The sequence below is a fragment of the Pseudomonas sp. 10S5 genome, assembly GCF_035019745.1.
Lineage (GTDB): Bacteria > Pseudomonadota > Gammaproteobacteria > Pseudomonadales > Pseudomonadaceae > Aquipseudomonas.
Genome location: NZ_JASJVL010000024.1, coordinates 34,148 through 49,749 on the forward strand (window position 1 = coordinate 34,148; position 15,602 = coordinate 49,749).

The window sequence follows — 15,602 nt, forward strand, 5'->3', positions numbered from 1 at the left end:
AGTGATCCGTCGGATTCAAATCTAATGAGAATTATGCGTGGCGAATGAGCAATCCCGGATCTTCCCAATGACTGCGCGGCAATGCCGATCGCATGTTCAGACTTTAGCCCGGATGGCCCGCTGATATGGGCCGGCTAACACGGGTTCTTGGCGTCTTGATTCGTTTGGGCCTGGGCGCTTGCGCGCTGTTTTTGGTGTTGACGGCGCTCTATGTCAGCGTCGGCCGACAACTGGTTCCGTTGGTTGCCGAGTATCGGTTCGAAATCCAAACCAAAGCCCGTGCCGCGCTTGCCATGCCCCTCAGCATCGGCAGCTTGGAAGGCCGCTGGAGTGGCTTTGTGCCCGTGCTGATAGCCAATGATGTGATCGTGGGGGAGGGTGCCAACGCCTTGCGCCTCGACCATGTCAGAGCAGTGCCCGATCTCTGGGCCAGCTTGATGGCCCACGAAGTACGCATCGCTCACCTTGAACTCGACGGTTTACAACTGAGCCTTAGGGAGGATCAGGACGGACATTGGGCGCTTCAGGGACTGCCGGTTAAAGACGATAAACCGTTCGACCCCGAACAAATGTTGATCCAGATTAAAGCTGTGACCCGGCTGTCATTGCTTGATAGTCAAGTTACGTTGCAACCCTACGGGCAGTCACCACTGACCTTTACTTACCTCGGTTTTACCCTTGAAACTGCCGGGGATGATCAGCAACTTGACGCTCGCTTGACCTTGCCCGACGGCCAGCCCATAGCGCTTAACTTGCGTTCACGAGTTCAGCCGCAAAAATGGCGCGATGGCGAAGCTGAGGTTTACCTGAGCCTGCCTCAAAGTGATTGGGCGCATTGGCTGCCGGCCAGCCTTACACAACAGTGGAAGCTATCCTCGCTTAAAGCGGGTGGAGAATTTTGGCTAACGTGGAGCAAGGGCATGCTCCAAAGTGCGGTGGCTCGGGTGAATGCCCCACAATTTATTGGAGCTTATGCTGATCGTAAGCCGACCAAGATTAGCAATTTGGCCGTAAGTGCATGGTTTCAGCGCATCGAAACAGGTTTCACGCTGTCGCTCGAATCGTTAGCCATGAACATTGGCGACAAACGCTGGGAAAGCCGTATTCAGCTCAAACAACAGGTTGCTACTGGCGACAATGACGAACTCTGGCACCTGCAGGCCGATCGTTTGGACCTGACGCCGATTACGCCGATCCTCGATTCGCTGGTGCCGCTGCCAGATCAACTCATGGTCGTGCTAAACCACTTGAAAGTGACCGGCGGATTGCGCAACGTCCTGCTTGACTACCGGCCTCAAGCCATTGATGACAAGCGTTTCAGCTTCGCTGCCAATCTCGATAAGGTCGGCTTCAACGCTTATCACGGTGCACCGGCAGCCGGAAATGTCAGCGGCAGCATAAGTGGCGATCTAGGCCAAGGTGAGCTGCGCCTGGATACTGACGACTTCATGCTTTACTTGTCCCCGATCTTTGCCAAGCCGTGGCAGTATCAAAAAGCCAATGCCCGACTGACTTGGAAGCTGGATAAGGAAAGTTTTACCTTGATTGCGCCGTACATCAAGGTGCTCGGTGATGAAGGCAAAATTGCCAGCGATTTTCTCATTAGGCTGCACTTCAATTCCCCGCTGGAAGATTATATGGATCTGCGGGTTGGCCTGGTCGATGGCGATGGCCGTTACACCGGTAAGTATTTACCGGCGGTGCTCAGCCCTGCCCTGGATGAGTGGCTACGTACTTCGATTCTGGGTGGGGCCGTGGATCAGGGTTACTTCCAGTATCAAGGCTCGCTACAGCACGATGCTGTGGATGCGGCGCGCAACATCAGTTTGTTTTTTAAGGTTCACGACGCCTCGCTGGCGTTTCAACCAGGTTGGCCAACATTGACGGGTGTGAGCGCCAAGGTATTTGTCGATGGAGCGGGTGTCAGGATCAACGCCAGTAAAGGTAGTTTGCTAAACACTCAGATCAGCAATGTCACGGTCAATATTCCCCATGCAGCTGCGGGAAAAAATAGTCATTTATTGATCGACAGTGACTTCGCGGGCGATCTGGCTGATGGCGTGAAAATTTTACAGGAAGCGCCCATCGGTACAGCCGATACGTTCGCCGGTTGGCAGGGTGACGGCCCATTGCGAGGCAAACTTAAGCTGGACATTTCCTTGGGTAAAGGCGAAGAGCCTAAGGTTCTAGTGGATTTCGATACCGACTCTGCGCGTCTGAGATTGGCTAATCCGTCGCTGGACTTGACCCAGCTTAAAGGCTCATTTCGCTTTGACAATACCAAAGGTTTGAGTGGCAATAACATTCGCGCTCAAGCGTTTGAGCACCCGGTCACTGCGCAAATTTTTGCTGAAGGCAAGCCGGGAGCAATCACGACACGGATCGCAGCCAGCGGCCAGATTGGACAGAAAAGGCTTGCCCAATGGTTGGGTGATACTCAGCCGATGCCGGTTTCCGGCGAAATGCCTTATCAACTGCAAGTGACCCTTGGTGGTGCCGACAGCCAACTACAGATTGATTCCAACCTTAAGGGGTTGGCTGTCGACTTGCCTGCACCGTTTGGCAAAGGGCCGGACGAAGTGCGTGACAGTCAGTTCCGAATGACCCTACAAGGCCCGGAGCGGCGATTATGGGTGACTTACGGTGACCTTGCCAACCTCGCTTACGCTTCGCCCAGCGGCAAGATGGCGCAAGGACGGGGTGAGCTGTTCCTCGGTAAAGGCGGTGCGGTCGTTCCAGACGCTAAAGGGCTTAGAGTGCGTGGTGAATTGTCTGAGTTGGATGTTGCACCCTGGAAAAGCGTAGTCGAGCACTACGCGGGTAACGATCCCGGCGGCAGTGCCAAGCAATTGCTGAGCAACGCAGACCTGCAAATCGGCAAGCTTAGTGTTATGGGCTCAACCCTAGAAAACGTCAGCTTGCAGCTGGATCGTAAAGACGCAGCATGGGCCGTGACGATGGACAGTGCATTACTCAAAGGCACTGCAAACTTGCCCGACGCGAAAACGGCGCCGATTGCGATCGATCTGTTGTATTTGAAATTGCCACCCGCCGACCCCGGTGCCGCCGTGGTGGAAAATGCACCCGACCCACTGGCGGACGTTGACCCGCGATCGCTTCCGTCGATGGATATCAAAGTTACCCAGCTATATCAGGGCGATCAATTGATTGGCGGCTGGTCGCTCAAAGCACGACCGACCCCGACCGGAACTCGGCTGTCGGAGTTAAGCCTTGGTCTCAAAGGCATGTTGCTGCAGGGCGAAGGAGGTTGGGAAGGGGCGCCAGGATCGACCAGCAGTTGGTACAAGGGGCAAATCACCGGCAAAAATCTGGCGGATGTGTTGAAAGCATGGAGCTTTGCGCCCTCGGTCACCAGTGAGTCTTTTGAGCTCAACGCCGATGGCCGCTGGCCGGGCTCGCCCGCTTGGATTGCGCTTAAGCGCTACTCTGGCAGCCTTGATGCTATGTTGCACAGAGGCCAGTTCGTAGAAGTGGAAGGCAGCGCTCAAGCGCTCAGGGTTTTCGGACTGCTGAACTTCAACTCAATTGGTCGCCGACTGCGCCTGGATTTTTCAGATTTGCTCGGTAAAGGCTTAAGCTACGACCAAGTCAAGGGTCTGCTGGTTGCCAGCGACGGTGTTTACGTGACGCGCAGCCCAATTACCCTGGCGGGTCCATCGAGTAATCTAGAGCTCGATGGCACGTTGGACATGGTCAAGGACCGGGTCGACGCGAAACTACTTGTGACGCTGCCGGTCACCAATAACTTGCCAATTGCCGCGTTGATCATAGGCGCACCGGCGATTGGCGGTGCTTTATTCCTGGTCGATAAATTATTGGGTGACCGGGTAGCTCGTTTTGCCAGTGTGCAGTACAGCGTCCAAGGACCGGTCAAAGACCCCAAAATCACTTTCTACAAACCTTTTGAAAAACCTCAATAGCGCGCGGTGGAGTACAGTGGCTGTATGTCTTGTCCGGAGCGCGTGATGTCTTTTGCCGTGATTCAAATGGTCAGCAACAGTGATGTCCTGGCCAATCTCGCTCAAGCCCGTCGTCTTCTGGAACAGGCGGCAGCGGTCGGCGCACGTCTCGTCGTATTGCCGGAAAACTTCGCTGCAATGGGTCGTCGAGACGTCGCCGATATTGGTCGCGCCGAGGCGCTAGGCGAAGGCCCTATCATGCCATGGTTGAAACTGGCCGCCCGCGACCTCAAGTTATGGATAGTTGCCGGCACGATTCCGCTCCCGCCGAGTGATCGGCAACAAGGCAAAGTGACCGCGTGCTCGTTGTTGATCGATGAGCGCGGCGAGCAAATTGCGCGGTATGACAAATTGCACCTGTTTGATGTGGACGTTGCCGACAGCCGAGGTCGATACCGCGAGTCCGATGACTATGCCCACGGGAACAATGTGGTGGTGGCGGATACACCGGTAGGGCGCGTGGGATTGAGCGTGTGTTACGACCTACGCTTCCCGGAATTGTACAGTGCGCTACGTGAGGCCGGGGCGGAACTGATTACCGCGCCGTCGGCATTCACCGCGGTGACCGGTGCCGCACACTGGGACATCCTGATCCGGGCGCGTGCGATAGAAACCCAGTGTTATGTGCTGGCAGCAGCGCAAGGTGGAACCCATCCGGGGCCACGAGAAACTTACGGGCATGCAGCAATCATCGACCCCTGGGGGCGAGTATTGGCCGAACAGGCTCAAGGCGAAGCGGTGCTGCTGGCCGAGCGCAACAGCGATGAACAGGCGTCCATACGGGCGCGGATGCCGGTGTCTAATCATCGGCGATTTTTTTCGCAGGACGCCGTGCGGCCTGTGTATACCTCGGAGTGAATATGAGCGATTTGTCCTCTGTCAGCGAACACCTTTTAGCGCCTGGCGGTTTGAGCCTCGACAGCTTGCAGTCAGTGCTTGGCGAGCTGGCCGGACCTGGGATCGATGCGGCTGACCTGTATTTTCAGGGACAGATTTCCGAATCCTGGGCATTGGAAGACGGCATCGTCAAGGAAGGCAGTTTCAATCTCGATCAAGGCGTCGGTGTGCGGGCGCAATCGGGCGAGAAAACCGGTTTCGCCTACAGCAACACCATTACCCATGAAGCCTTGAGTCTGGCGGCGCGCGCCGCGCGTTCGATTTCGCGGGCTGGGCAAGAAGGCACGGTTCAGGCGTTTACTACGCAAGACGTAGCCCAGCTCTACGCGCCGGATAACCCGCTTGAAGTCATGAGCAGGGCAGAGAAGGTCGAACTGCTCAAGCGTGTCGATGTCGCTACGCGCGCATTGGATTCACGCATTCAGCAAGTCACAGTCAGCATGGCCGGCGTCTGGGAGCGCATTTTGGTGGCTTCCACCGACGGCAGCCTGGCAGCGGATGTACGCCCGCTTGTCCGGTTTAACGTCAGCGTTATTGTCGAGCAGAACGGTCGACGTGAACGCGGCGGTCATGGCGGTGGCGGGCGTACCGATTACCGTTATTTCCTGAGCGATGACCGTGCCATGGGTTATGCCCGCGAAGCGCTGCGCCAGGCATTGGTCAATCTGGAAGCAATTCCAGCACCTGCGGGCACCTTGCCAGTAGTGTTAGGGCCAGGATGGTCGGGCGTACTGCTACACGAAGCGGTCGGTCATGGTCTGGAAGGCGATTTCAACCGCAAGGGCAGCTCCGCTTACAGTGGGCGTATGGGTGAAATGGTTGCGTCCAATCTGTGCACGATCGTCGATGATGGTACGTTGGCCGGCCGTCGAGGTTCGCTGTCGGTGGACGATGAAGGCACACCGACGCAATGCACAACGCTGATTGAAAACGGTGTGCTCAAGGGCTACATGCAGGACAAGCTCAATGCACGGCTGATGGGCGTGGCCCGGACCGGCAATGGTCGTCGTGAGTCCTATGCGCACTTGCCGATGCCGCGCATGACCAATACCTACATGCTGGCCGGACAGAGTGACCCTGCCGAAATCATCGCCTCGGTAAAACGCGGCATCTACTGCGCCAACTTGGGCGGCGGACAGGTGGATATCACTAGCGGTAAATTCGTTTTTTCCACCAGCGAAGCGTATTTGATTGAAGACGGCAAGATCACAGCACCGGTCAAAGGCGCGACCTTGATCGGGAACGGGCCGGAAGCTATGAGTCGAGTGTCGATGGTCGGTAACGATTTGTCGCTGGATAGCGGTGTAGGCACCTGCGGTAAAGACGGTCAGTCCTTACCGGTGGGCGTGGGTCAGCCAACCTTGAAGATCGACGCGATCACGGTAGGGGGGACAGGCGGTTGAACGCGATCCGGGGTTGGGTGGAGAACCACCCAACCCCGGATCAGGGACTAGCGCAGACCGCGATGGGTCTCGTCGAGCTCACGGATGTACTTGAACAATTTGCGGCTGGCAGCCGGCGGCTTGTTTTGCGCGAGCTCATGTTGAGCCTGACGAATGAAGGAGCGCAGTTGCTGACGATCTGCTTGCGGATAGTCACCGACAAATTTTTCTATCACCTCGTCGGTGCCAACAAGCAAGCGATCACGCCAGCGTTCCAGGCCGTGAAAGCGTTCGTTGTATTGGCGAGTGGAGGCATCCAGCTGATCGAGCAATACCAGGATGGCGTCAAGGTCTTGATCGCGCATCAATTTGCCGATGAACAGGATATGCCGTTTGCGCGCAATGTTTGCCGTGTGCTTGGGCGCTTCAGCCAGAGCCCGGCGCAGGGCGTCGGTCAGGGGCAGCTTAGCCAGCAGGTCAGGCTTGAGTGTGGTCAGGCGCTCGCCCATGTCAACCAGAGCATGTAGCTCGCGTTTGACCTGAGTTTTGCTTTTACCCTCGTCGAGGGAGTCGTCGTAAGAATCAACCATGGGGGCAGTCCGCTAATAATCGCCGCCATGATAACCAGTCGGGGGCCGCTTGTCCGGCCCGCTCGGTATTCGGTCTATACCGAAAGCAGAATTTGATGGAGAAAGTCATGAGTGAATCTCAAAGCGTCGGCCCACAAGCCTTGCCGGCACTGCAAGACCAAGTCGAGCAAATTCTTGCTGAAGCCAAGCGTCAAGGCGCTAGCGCCTGTGAAGTGGCGGTGTCACTGGAGCAAGGTTTGTCGACGTCGGTTCGGCAACGTGAAGTTGAAACTGTCGAATTTAATCGCGACCAAGGGTTTGGTATTACTTTGTACGTAGGGCAACGCAAAGGCTCTGCGAGCACTTCGGCCAGCGGCGCTGATGCCATTCGCGAAACAGTGGCTGCGGCGCTAGCCATCGCCAAGCATACGTCCGAAGACGAAAGCTCGGGCCTTGCCGACGCCGCGTTGATGGCTAAAGATCTGCAGGATTTCGACCTGTTCCACGCTTGGGACATAACCCCGGAACAGGCGATTGAGCGTGCTTTGATCTGTGAAGCCGCAGCCTTCGACGCCGACAGCCGCATCAAGAACGCCGACGGTACAACGCTCAACACTCATCAAGGCTGCCGTGTTTATGGCAACAGTCATGGCTTTATCGGTAGTTCCGCTTCGACCCGTCATAGCCTGAGCTGCGTCATGATTGCCGAAGGTGACGGCCAGATGCAGCGTGATTATTGGTATGACGTGAGTCGCCAGGGTGAATTGTTGGCAGATGCCCAGAGCATTGGCCGACGTGCCGCGCAGCGTGCCGCTAGCCGTTTGGGCGCACGTCCGGTCCCAACGTGCGAAGTGCCTGTATTGTTTTCAGCAGAATTGGCTGGTGGCCTTTTCGGACACTTTTTGGCGGCCATCTCAGGCGGCAACTTGTACCGCAAGTCGTCATTTCTCGAAGGCGCGATGGGCCAACGGCTATTTCCAGAATGGCTAACCCTCGACGAGCGGCCTCATCTAATGCGCGCCATGGGCAGTTCTGCGTTCGATGGGGATGGCCTTGCGACTTACGCAAAGCCGTTCGTGGAGAATGGTGATCTGGTGTCCTACGTGCTGGGAACCTATTCCGGGCGCAAGCTGGGCTTGCCGAGTACCGCAAACTCAGGTGGCGTGCACAACCTGTTTGTTACTCATGGTGTAGAAGATCAGGCTGCATTATTGCGTCGCATGGGGCGCGGCTTGTTGGTCACCGAGTTGATGGGCAGCGGCTTGAACATGGTGACGGGCGATTACTCCCGTGGTGCGGCGGGTTTTTGGGTTGAGAACGGTGAGATTCAGTTCCCTGTCCAAGAGGTCACCATTGCCAGCAACCTGCGAGACATGTTCAAGCAAATCGTTGCTATTGGCAGCGATCTTGAACTGCGCAGTAATATTCGTACGGGTTCGGTATTGATCGAGCGGATGATGGTTGCAGGTAGCTAAACCATCGAATGACGCTGAATATCTGTAGGAGCCGCCCTTTAGCTCCTACAGACAAAAAGGCCGGTGCGGTGCGAACTTATTTGCGAAGGTCCGATTATGATTATCTGAACGTCGCAACCTCGTTTCCCGAACACGCTCAGTCTCACGCAGATCCCGTTGAATTATCGGCTCAGCTCACTCGCCTTCATCAAACCGGTTATTGATCAGCTCAATCAAACCGTCTAAAGCTGCCTGTTCGTCGTCACCTTCAGTGTGCAGATGGATATCAGTGCCTTTGCCCGCAGCTAGCATCATGACGGCCATGATGCTTTTGCCGTCGACCATGCTTTCGGCTGTGCGGCCGACTCTGATCTGACAGGGAAAACGTCCGGCAACCCCGACGAATTTCGCCGCAGCACGTGCATGCAGCCCAAGCTTGTTGATAATGGTAATTTGATGAACGGGCATCGCGATAGAAGTCCTATCAGTTGAGGTCGCGGTGGCGAACCTGAACATTCTTGAGGGATTGCTGCAACACCCGACCCAAACGTTCGGTCAGATAGACGGAACGGTGGTGCCCGCCGGTGCAGCCAATGGCAATTGTGACGTAAGCTCGGCTGCTGGCGGCAAAGCGAGGCAACCATTTGTTCAAATACGTGTAAATATCCTGGAACATCTCTTCGACATCAGGCTGGGCGGCCAAATACTCAGCAACGGGTTGATCCAGGCCTGATTGCTCGCGCAGCTCTGTTTTCCAATAGGGATTTGGCAGGCAGCGCACGTCGAACACCAGATCGGCATCTACGGGCATGCCGCGCTTGAAACCAAACGACTCTATCAAAAATGCGGTACCGGGCTCTGGTTTGTTTAATAAGCGCAGCTTGATCGTATCGCGTAGCTGATAAAGATTGAGCTGCGTGGTATTAATCTTCAGGTCAGCCAAATCTATGATGGGCCCGAGCAGGGAGCTTTCATCGCGTATTGCTTCAGCCAGCGAGCGATTGGCGCTGCTTAGCGGATGGCGGCGACGCGTTTCCGAGAAGCGCTTGAGCAGGGTCTCTTCGTCTGCGTCCAGGTACAGCACATCGCATTGAATATGTCGATTGCGCAGTTCCTCAAGTAGCTGAGGAAAGCGGAATAGATGACTAGGGAGGTTGCGCGCGTCAATTGAAACGGCTACGAGTGGTTCGGCCAGTTCAGTATGAACAAGAGCACGATCAGCCAATTCTGGAAGCAAGCCGGCGGGCAGATTGTCGATGCAATAAAAGCCGTTATCTTCTAGCACATTGAGTGCGGTGCTCTTGCCGGAGCCGGATCGGCCACTGACGATGATCATTCGCATGATTAATGTCCGTTCTGTACGTCCAGGACCACCTGGTAGAGAGCCTCGCTGCTTTTCGCCCCACGCAGTCGGTCACGCACGTCCCTGCGGTCTAGCATGCTGGCAATTTGTCGCAGTAGTTCGAGGTGGGCGTCTGTGGCAGCTTCGGGAACAAGCAAAACAAATAGCAGATCGACTGGAGCGCCATCAATGGCGTCGTAATCAATCGGAGCGTCCAGATGAATCAAGGCGCTGATAGGTTCGCTGCAGCCGTTTAAGCGGCAATGAGGGATAGCGATACCGTTGCCAAAACCTGTCGACCCCAGTTTTTCGCGAGCGGTGAGCTTCTCGAAGATATCGTGCGAATTCAGTCCCGGCAGTTCATGGCCGATCAGATTGGCAACTTGCCTGAGCGCTTTTTCTTTGCTGCCGCCCGGCACGTTCACAATGGAACGGCCGGGGGTCAGGATATTTTCAAGTCGGATCATGAGTTGGGAGTGTTTAGCGAGCTGTCGCACCTTTAAGGATGTTCTGCTGCTTTTCCTTATGCTTGAGCAATTGTCTATCGAGCTTGTCAGTAAGTAGATCGATGGCCGCATACATGTCGTCATGTTCTGCGTTAGCGACTACCTCCCCACCGTGGATGTGCAGCGTGGCTTCGATCTTCTGTTTCAGTTTCTCGACCGCCATTGTTACCTGCACATTTGTAATCTTGTCAAAATGCCCCTCTAGTTTTTTGAGTTTCAGCTCAATGTATTCACGCAGGGGCTTTGTTACTTCTAGCTGATGTCCACTGATGTTGACTTGCATACAGCGTCTCCTTCGTTGCCAGTGCATAAAGAGGCAGGCTAAATACCTGCCACTGGAACGCTATGGCTTCAGGTCCTTATCACATCAATCGCTTGCGCTCGCTCGAAGGCGCGATCCCTAATGATTCACGGTATTTGGCGACCGTGCGACGGGCTACCTGAATGCCTTGTGCTTCCAGTAAACCAGCGATCTTGCTGTCACTCAACGGCTTTTTCTGATTTTCCGCCGCAACTAGTTTTTTGATGATCGCGCGAATGGCCGTAGACGAACACTCGCCGCCCTCCGAGGTGCTTACGTGACTTGAAAAGAAATATTTCAGTTCGTAAATGCCGCGGGGGGTGTGCATGAATTTTTGGGTGGTCACCCGTGAAATTGTCGACTCATGCATGCCGACCGCTTCTGCTATGTCATGCAGGACCAATGGCTTCATTGCTTCGTCGCCGTATTCAAGGAACCCACGCTGATGTTCGACGATCTGTGTTGCAACTTTCATCAGGGTTTCATTACGGCTTTGTAGGCTCTTGATGAACCAGCGGGCTTCTTGCAGCTGATTGCGCATGAACGTGTTGTCGGCGCTGGTATCGGCCCGGCGCACGAAGCCAGCGTACTGAGGGTTGACCCGAAGGCGTGGAACTGACTCTTGATTGAGCTCCACCAACCAGCGTTCGTTATCTTTGCGCACTATCACATCGGGCACGACGTATTCGGCTTCAGCAGATTCGATTTGCGAGCCTGGTCGTGGGTTAAGGCTCTGCACCAGTTCGATCACCTGGCGCAGCTCATCTTCCTTGAGCTTCATACGGCGCATTAATTGGCTGTAATCTCGGCTCCCCAGTAGGTCGATGTAATCGCATACCAAGCGTTGTGCTTCTGCTAGCCAGCGAGTTTTCGGGGCTAACTGGCGCAACTGAAGTGACAAACATTCACTCAGATTGCGAGCCCCGATCCCGGCGGGCTCGAACTGTTGGATGCGGTGCAGCACCGCTTCTATCTCATCCAGTTCGACGTCCATCTCAGGATCGAAAGCGTCGAGAATTTCCTCAAGTGATTCGTCCAGATAACCCTGATTGTTAATACAGTCGATCAGCGTTACTGCGATCAGTCGATCAGTGTCGGACATCGGTGCCAGGTTGAGCTGCCACAACAGATGGCTTTGCAGGCTCTCGCCAACTGAGGTGCGCGTGGTGAAATCCCATTCGTCATCATCGTTGCTCGGCAGGCTGCTGGCGCTGGACTGATAAACGTCGTCCCACGCGGTATCAACGGGCAACTCGTTGGGCGTTCGCTCGCTCCAGTCACCTTCTTCCAGGTTGTCCACCGTGGGGGCAGATTCCTGATAGGTCGGTTCCTGAATGTCGGGGTTAGGTTTTTCTACACTATCGGCCACTGGATCGGCGTTGTCGAAGTCGTCGCCTTCTTCCTGACGTTCCAGCATAGGATTGGACTCCAACGCTTCCTGGATCTCTTGTTGAAGGTCCAGGGTCGACAGTTGGAGTAGACGGATAGCCTGTTGCAGCTGAGGTGTCATCGTCAGCTGCTGGCCCATTCTCAGGACTAGCGATGGTTTCATGGCAGGGGCTTAACACCTTATTCGCCGGCGCTCATGCGCCATCCACTACAGGGCGCCGGAGCGCCAACTTAAGCAAATTATATGCCTGAAACTTAAGTGTTTGCCTAGAGTCCGCTGGAAATTAAAATGCTTGCCAGCGCGAAATTCTAGCGTCTGTCGCCTATGAAGAGCGATATACCGCAGACCTTACAGGCGGAATTCATGGCCGAGGTAAACCTCTTTAACCAATTGGTTGGCCAGAATGGTTTCTGAATCACCTTCAGCGATCAGTTGTCCATCGTTGACGATATAGGCAGTCTCACAAATATCCAAGGTATCGCGAACATTATGGTCGGTGATCAAAACGCCAATTCCCTTGGCCTTCAAGTGGTAGATGATTTGCTTTATATCGCCTACTGAAATCGGGTCGACGCCTGCAAAAGGCTCATCCAGCAAAATAAACTTGGGTGAAGTCGCCAAGGCGCGTGCAATTTCCACACGACGGCGTTCGCCGCCTGACAGGCTCATGCCCAAGTTGTCGCGGATATGGCTGATATGGAATTCTTGCAGCAGGCTTTCAAGCTCTTTGCGACGTGCCGCGCGATCTAGTTCTTTGCGGGTCTCTAGTATCGCCATAATGTTATCAGCAACAGACAGCTTGCGAAAAATGGAGGCTTCCTGCGGTAAGTAGCCGATTCCGGCCCGCGCACGACCGTGCATTGGCTGGTGGCTGACGTCCAGATCGTCAATCAATACACGACCCTGATCAGCCTGTACCAGCCCTACAATCATATAAAAGCAGGTTGTTTTTCCTGCGCCGTTAGGGCCAAGCAGTCCGACGATCTGACCGCTGTCGATAGACAAGCTGACATCGCGTACGACCTGCCGACCCTTGTAGGATTTAGCCAGGTGTTGGGCTTTCAGCGTCGCCATTAAGGGGCCTTCTGCGCGTCGGGTTTGCTTTTTGGCTGAATGACCATATCGATCCGCGGACGCGGAGCGGTCAATTTAGTGCCGTTTGCACGACCGGCGTTAACGATCTGCCTCACCGTGTCGTAGATGATTTTTTCACCTTCAGAGGTGTTGCCGTCGTTAATAACCTTGGCTTTGTCGATCAGCACAATTTTATTATCCAGGGCAAAGTACTGAATAGTTACACCGTACGCCTGAACTATCGGTTTGTTCACGTCAGGTTTCTGTTCGTAGTAAGCAAGGTTGCCTACGGAGGTAAATACGTTGATTTCACCTGTTGGTGTACGGGTGATAGTCACAGTATTGCCGGTGATTTTCATGGTGCCTTGGGTGATGATGACGTTGCCTTTGTAAGTGGCAATGCCTTGCTTGTCATCGAGTTGCGCGTCGTCAGACTGGATATGAATAGGCTGATCGCGGTCCGTCGGCAGAGCCCAAGCGCTCACGCTTCCCAGTACTGTGCCCAGGCCGAGCAAAAAAGGGAGGGTTTTAACGAGCCTCATACAGTCCTCTTACGTTAGATAGCAGGTTCATCCTGCCGTCGTTCAAATACGCTTTCATGCCCGTTCCGGTGGTAACACCGCCGAAGCCGTCGATTCTAACGGCTTGCTCGGTCTGCGCATATTGCTTCTGTGGGAATACCGTCATTCGACTGCTGGTAATGATGGTTGTACGGTTCTTTTCGTCTGTTCGGGCGACGCGTACTGAGTCAATCAGCTCGACTTGAGTGCCGCCAGGCGAAACTTCACCTCTCAAGCTTTGTACGTGCCATGGAAACTGCGCACCGCGAAACAGCTGCAGGTCGGGATTTGTCAGCAGCGTGACGTCCGAGGCCTGAAGATGCTCAACTTTGTCGGATGTCATATCGTACTGAAGTTTACCGTCTGGCAAAAATTGCAAGCTGTGTGCCTTGGTGGCATAGAAATCGATAGCGCCTGGATCGACAACGGCCGCTTTTTGCTCAAGAAAAGTTTCTGGGCTGATGTTCCAATAGCCTGCCGCTGCGACTAATAATGCCAGCACACCCAGAATCAAGAACCTGCGAATTTTTTTTCTCAGCATAAATAACTTCTATAAGTAGGCGGCGTGGGCCGCTTCAAGGCTGCCTGAAGCGTTCAGGATCAGTTCGCAAAACTCACGTGCTGCGCCTTCGCCCCCGCGAGCCTGGGTAACGCCATGAGCATGCAGCTTTACAAAGCTTGCGGCATTGGCAACGGCCATTCCCAAGCCGACGCGCCGAATGACTGGCAAGTCTGGCAGATCATCGCCTAAATAGGCGACTTGTTCGTAGGTCAGGTTGAGTTGGGACAATAACTCGTCGAGTACGACCAACTTATCTTCGCGGCCCTGGTACAGATGCTGTATGCCCAGATTCATTGCTCGGCGCTCGACCACGGGGGTTTTGCGTCCGCTGATGATAGCGGTGATTACGCCCGATGCGATCAGCATCTTGATACCCTGCCCATCAAGAGTATTGAATGTCTTGAACTCGCTTCCATCCTCGAGAAAGTACAGGCGGCCGTCCGTCAATACGCCATCCACGTCAAAAATCGCTAATTTGATATTTTTGCCGCGATGCAGCAAATCTTTATTTATTGCGCCACTCACTACATCACTCCCGCGCGTAGAAGATCTTGCAGGTTAAAGGCGCCGACTGGGTGGTCGTTTTCGTCAACAACGATCAGTGCGCCAATTTTGTGATCTTCCATGATTTTCAGTGCCTCGGCCGCGAGCATCTCGGGGCGGGCAGTTTTGCCGTGGAGCGTCATAACGTCGTCGATGATCGCCGTGCGGATGTCGATGTCTCGATCAAGGGTGCGGCGTAAATCACCGTCAGTGAATATTCCGGCCAGACGACCATCGGCTTCCAAAACGGCAGTCATGCCGAGACCTTTATGGGTCATTTCCATCAGCGAGTCCCGCAACAGAGTGCCGCGCCGGACCTTCGGCAAATCTTCGCCGATGTGCATGACGTGCTCGACTTTGAGCAGTAATCGCCGACCCAAGGCGCCGCCGGGGTGCGAAAAAGCAAAATCTTCGGCTGTAAAGTCTCGTGCTTCCAATAGCGCGACGGCCAGCGCATCACCCATTACCAGTGCTGCCGTGGTCGATGATGTCGGGGCCAGGTTCAGAGGGCAGGCCTCATGTTCGACGTGAACATTCAGATTGACTTCTGCAGCCCTGGCCAGGGTTGAGTCTGGGTTGCCGGTCAGGCTGATCATCTGGATGCCCAGACGTTTTATCAGGGGCAAAAGTGTAACGATTTCGGTCGTAGTGCCCGAGTTTGAAATGGCCAAGATGATGTCGTCACGGGTGATCATGCCCATATCGCCATGGCTGGCTTCGGCTGGGTGGACAAAGAATGCTGTGGTGCCGGTACTTGCCAGCGTGGCGGCGATCTTTTTGCCGATGTGGCCCGACTTGCCCATGCCGACTACGACTACGCGGCCCTTGCCGGCCAGAATCATTTCGCAAGCGCGTACGAAATCAGCGTCGATATACATCAGTAAACCTTCTACTGCTTCTATTTCTAAGCGGATAGTGCGTTGTGCTGTTTGAATCAGGTCGCTGGATTGGCTCATGTCGGAAACGGTCAGCCTGATGAAAAGGCGCCGATTATAGCGGTAATGGTCAATTCCCTCACCTTTGATCTTATGTCAGTGCAAGG

Annotated in this window: 15 protein-coding genes; 4 read left to right on the forward strand and 11 right to left on the reverse strand. The window is 54.8% G+C overall.

Annotation, left to right across the window (positions count from 1 at the left end):
* Positions 1-125 precede the first annotated feature (125 nt).
* The 3 genes from QN378_RS21105 to tldD are packed head-to-tail and all read left to right on the forward strand — an operon-like array spanning position 126 to position 6,280.
* Complete coding sequence (locus QN378_RS21105) at positions 126-3,941, forward strand: YhdP family protein (RefSeq protein ID WP_322205388.1); 3,816 nt, start codon at positions 126-128, stop codon at positions 3,939-3,941.
* Between the two features lie 45 nt (positions 3,942-3,986).
* Positions 3,987-4,838, forward strand: coding sequence for a carbon-nitrogen hydrolase family protein (locus tag QN378_RS21110; RefSeq protein ID WP_322205387.1), 852 nt, complete (start codon positions 3,987-3,989; stop codon positions 4,836-4,838).
* A gap of 2 nt (positions 4,839-4,840) precedes the next feature.
* A complete protein-coding gene (gene tldD / locus QN378_RS21115) occupies positions 4,841-6,280 on the forward strand; it encodes a metalloprotease TldD (protein WP_322205386.1) in 1,440 nt (479 codons plus the stop codon).
* A 47-nt stretch (positions 6,281-6,327) separates the two neighbouring features.
* Here tldD and yjgA read toward each other — a convergent pair whose 3' ends face one another.
* Positions 6,328-6,849: a ribosome biogenesis factor YjgA gene (yjgA, locus tag QN378_RS21120; protein WP_322205385.1), complete on the reverse strand. Its 522-nt coding sequence runs from the start codon at positions 6,847-6,849 to the stop codon at positions 6,328-6,330.
* Positions 6,850-6,956: 107 nt separating this feature from the next.
* On the opposite strand from yjgA, the gene pmbA reads away from it, so the two are divergent.
* Positions 6,957-8,303 carry a metalloprotease PmbA gene (pmbA, locus tag QN378_RS21125; RefSeq protein ID WP_322205384.1) on the forward strand — a complete coding sequence of 449 codons (1,347 nt, stop codon included), beginning with the start codon at positions 6,957-6,959 and terminating at the stop codon, positions 8,301-8,303.
* A 174-nt stretch (positions 8,304-8,477) separates the two neighbouring features.
* Here pmbA and QN378_RS21130 read toward each other — a convergent pair whose 3' ends face one another.
* The 10 genes from QN378_RS21130 to QN378_RS21175 all read right to left on the reverse strand — a co-directional run bounded on the left by QN378_RS21130 (position 8,478) and on the right by QN378_RS21175 (position 15,516).
* Positions 8,478-8,750: an HPr family phosphocarrier protein gene (locus tag QN378_RS21130; RefSeq protein WP_322205383.1), complete on the reverse strand. Its 273-nt coding sequence runs from the start codon at positions 8,748-8,750 to the stop codon at positions 8,478-8,480.
* A gap of 16 nt (positions 8,751-8,766) precedes the next feature.
* Entirely contained in the window at positions 8,767-9,624 is an 858-nt protein-coding gene (gene rapZ, locus QN378_RS21135; RefSeq protein ID WP_322205382.1) for an RNase adapter RapZ, read from the reverse strand.
* Positions 9,625-9,626: 2 nt separating this feature from the next.
* Positions 9,627-10,091 carry a PTS IIA-like nitrogen regulatory protein PtsN gene (gene ptsN / locus QN378_RS21140; protein WP_322205381.1) on the reverse strand — a complete coding sequence of 155 codons (465 nt, stop codon included), beginning with the start codon at positions 10,089-10,091 and terminating at the stop codon, positions 9,627-9,629.
* A gap of 13 nt (positions 10,092-10,104) precedes the next feature.
* On the reverse strand, positions 10,105-10,413 hold the full coding sequence (gene hpf, locus QN378_RS21145; protein WP_065832888.1) for a ribosome hibernation-promoting factor, HPF/YfiA family: 309 nt from the start codon (positions 10,411-10,413) through the stop codon (positions 10,105-10,107).
* A 79-nt stretch (positions 10,414-10,492) separates the two neighbouring features.
* Complete coding sequence (locus QN378_RS21150) at positions 10,493-11,983, reverse strand: RNA polymerase factor sigma-54 (protein ID WP_322205380.1); 1,491 nt, start codon at positions 11,981-11,983, stop codon at positions 10,493-10,495.
* Positions 11,984-12,169: 186 nt separating this feature from the next.
* Positions 12,170-12,895, reverse strand: a complete 726-nt coding sequence (gene lptB / locus QN378_RS21155) for an LPS export ABC transporter ATP-binding protein (protein WP_322205379.1) — start codon at positions 12,893-12,895, stop codon at positions 12,170-12,172.
* Entirely contained in the window at positions 12,895-13,437 is a 543-nt protein-coding gene (lptA, locus tag QN378_RS21160) for a lipopolysaccharide transport periplasmic protein LptA (RefSeq protein WP_322205378.1), read from the reverse strand. The genes lptB and lptA overlap by 1 nt, the downstream gene beginning before the upstream one ends.
* Positions 13,424-13,996 (reverse strand): LPS export ABC transporter periplasmic protein LptC, encoded by a 573-nt coding sequence (lptC, locus tag QN378_RS21165; RefSeq protein WP_322205377.1) that lies wholly within the window; start codon positions 13,994-13,996, stop codon positions 13,424-13,426. The genes lptA and lptC overlap by 14 nt, the downstream gene beginning before the upstream one ends.
* Positions 13,997-14,005: 9 nt before the next feature.
* Positions 14,006-14,542 carry a KdsC family phosphatase gene (locus tag QN378_RS21170; protein ID WP_407074066.1) on the reverse strand — a complete coding sequence of 179 codons (537 nt, stop codon included), beginning with the start codon at positions 14,540-14,542 and terminating at the stop codon, positions 14,006-14,008.
* The gene (locus QN378_RS21175; protein ID WP_322205376.1) at positions 14,542-15,516 is read right to left on the reverse strand and encodes a KpsF/GutQ family sugar-phosphate isomerase; all 975 of its coding nucleotides are present in this window, start codon (positions 15,514-15,516) and stop codon (positions 14,542-14,544) included. The genes QN378_RS21170 and QN378_RS21175 overlap by 1 nt, the downstream gene beginning before the upstream one ends.
* Positions 15,517-15,602 lie beyond the last annotated feature (86 nt).

What these genes read in the sequence shown, in the direction of transcription:
- QN378_RS21105 (WP_322205388.1), top strand. Translation starts at nt 126, where the DNA reads ATGGGCCGGCTAACACGGGTTCTTGGCGTCTTGATTCGTTTGGGCCTG.
- QN378_RS21110 (WP_322205387.1), top strand. Translation starts at nt 3,987, where the DNA reads ATGTCTTTTGCCGTGATTCAAATGGTCAGCAACAGTGATGTCCTGGCC.
- tldD (WP_322205386.1), top strand. Translation starts at nt 4,841, where the DNA reads ATGAGCGATTTGTCCTCTGTCAGCGAACACCTTTTAGCGCCTGGCGGT.
- yjgA (WP_322205385.1), bottom strand. Translation starts at nt 6,849, where the DNA reads ATGGTTGATTCTTACGACGACTCCCTCGACGAGGGTAAAAGCAAAACT.
- pmbA (WP_322205384.1), top strand. Translation starts at nt 6,957, where the DNA reads ATGAGTGAATCTCAAAGCGTCGGCCCACAAGCCTTGCCGGCACTGCAA.
- QN378_RS21130 (WP_322205383.1), bottom strand. Translation starts at nt 8,750, where the DNA reads ATGCCCGTTCATCAAATTACCATTATCAACAAGCTTGGGCTGCATGCA.
- rapZ (WP_322205382.1), bottom strand. Translation starts at nt 9,624, where the DNA reads ATGCGAATGATCATCGTCAGTGGCCGATCCGGCTCCGGCAAGAGCACC.
- ptsN (WP_322205381.1), bottom strand. Translation starts at nt 10,091, where the DNA reads ATGATCCGACTTGAAAATATCCTGACCCCCGGCCGTTCCATTGTGAAC.
- hpf (WP_065832888.1), bottom strand. Translation starts at nt 10,413, where the DNA reads ATGCAAGTCAACATCAGTGGACATCAGCTAGAAGTAACAAAGCCCCTG.
- QN378_RS21150 (WP_322205380.1), bottom strand. Translation starts at nt 11,983, where the DNA reads ATGAAACCATCGCTAGTCCTGAGAATGGGCCAGCAGCTGACGATGACA.
- lptB (WP_322205379.1), bottom strand. Translation starts at nt 12,895, where the DNA reads ATGGCGACGCTGAAAGCCCAACACCTGGCTAAATCCTACAAGGGTCGG.
- lptA (WP_322205378.1), bottom strand. Translation starts at nt 13,437, where the DNA reads ATGAGGCTCGTTAAAACCCTCCCTTTTTTGCTCGGCCTGGGCACAGTA.
- lptC (WP_322205377.1), bottom strand. Translation starts at nt 13,996, where the DNA reads ATGCTGAGAAAAAAAATTCGCAGGTTCTTGATTCTGGGTGTGCTGGCA.
- QN378_RS21175 (WP_322205376.1), bottom strand. Translation starts at nt 15,516, where the DNA reads ATGAGCCAATCCAGCGACCTGATTCAAACAGCACAACGCACTATCCGC.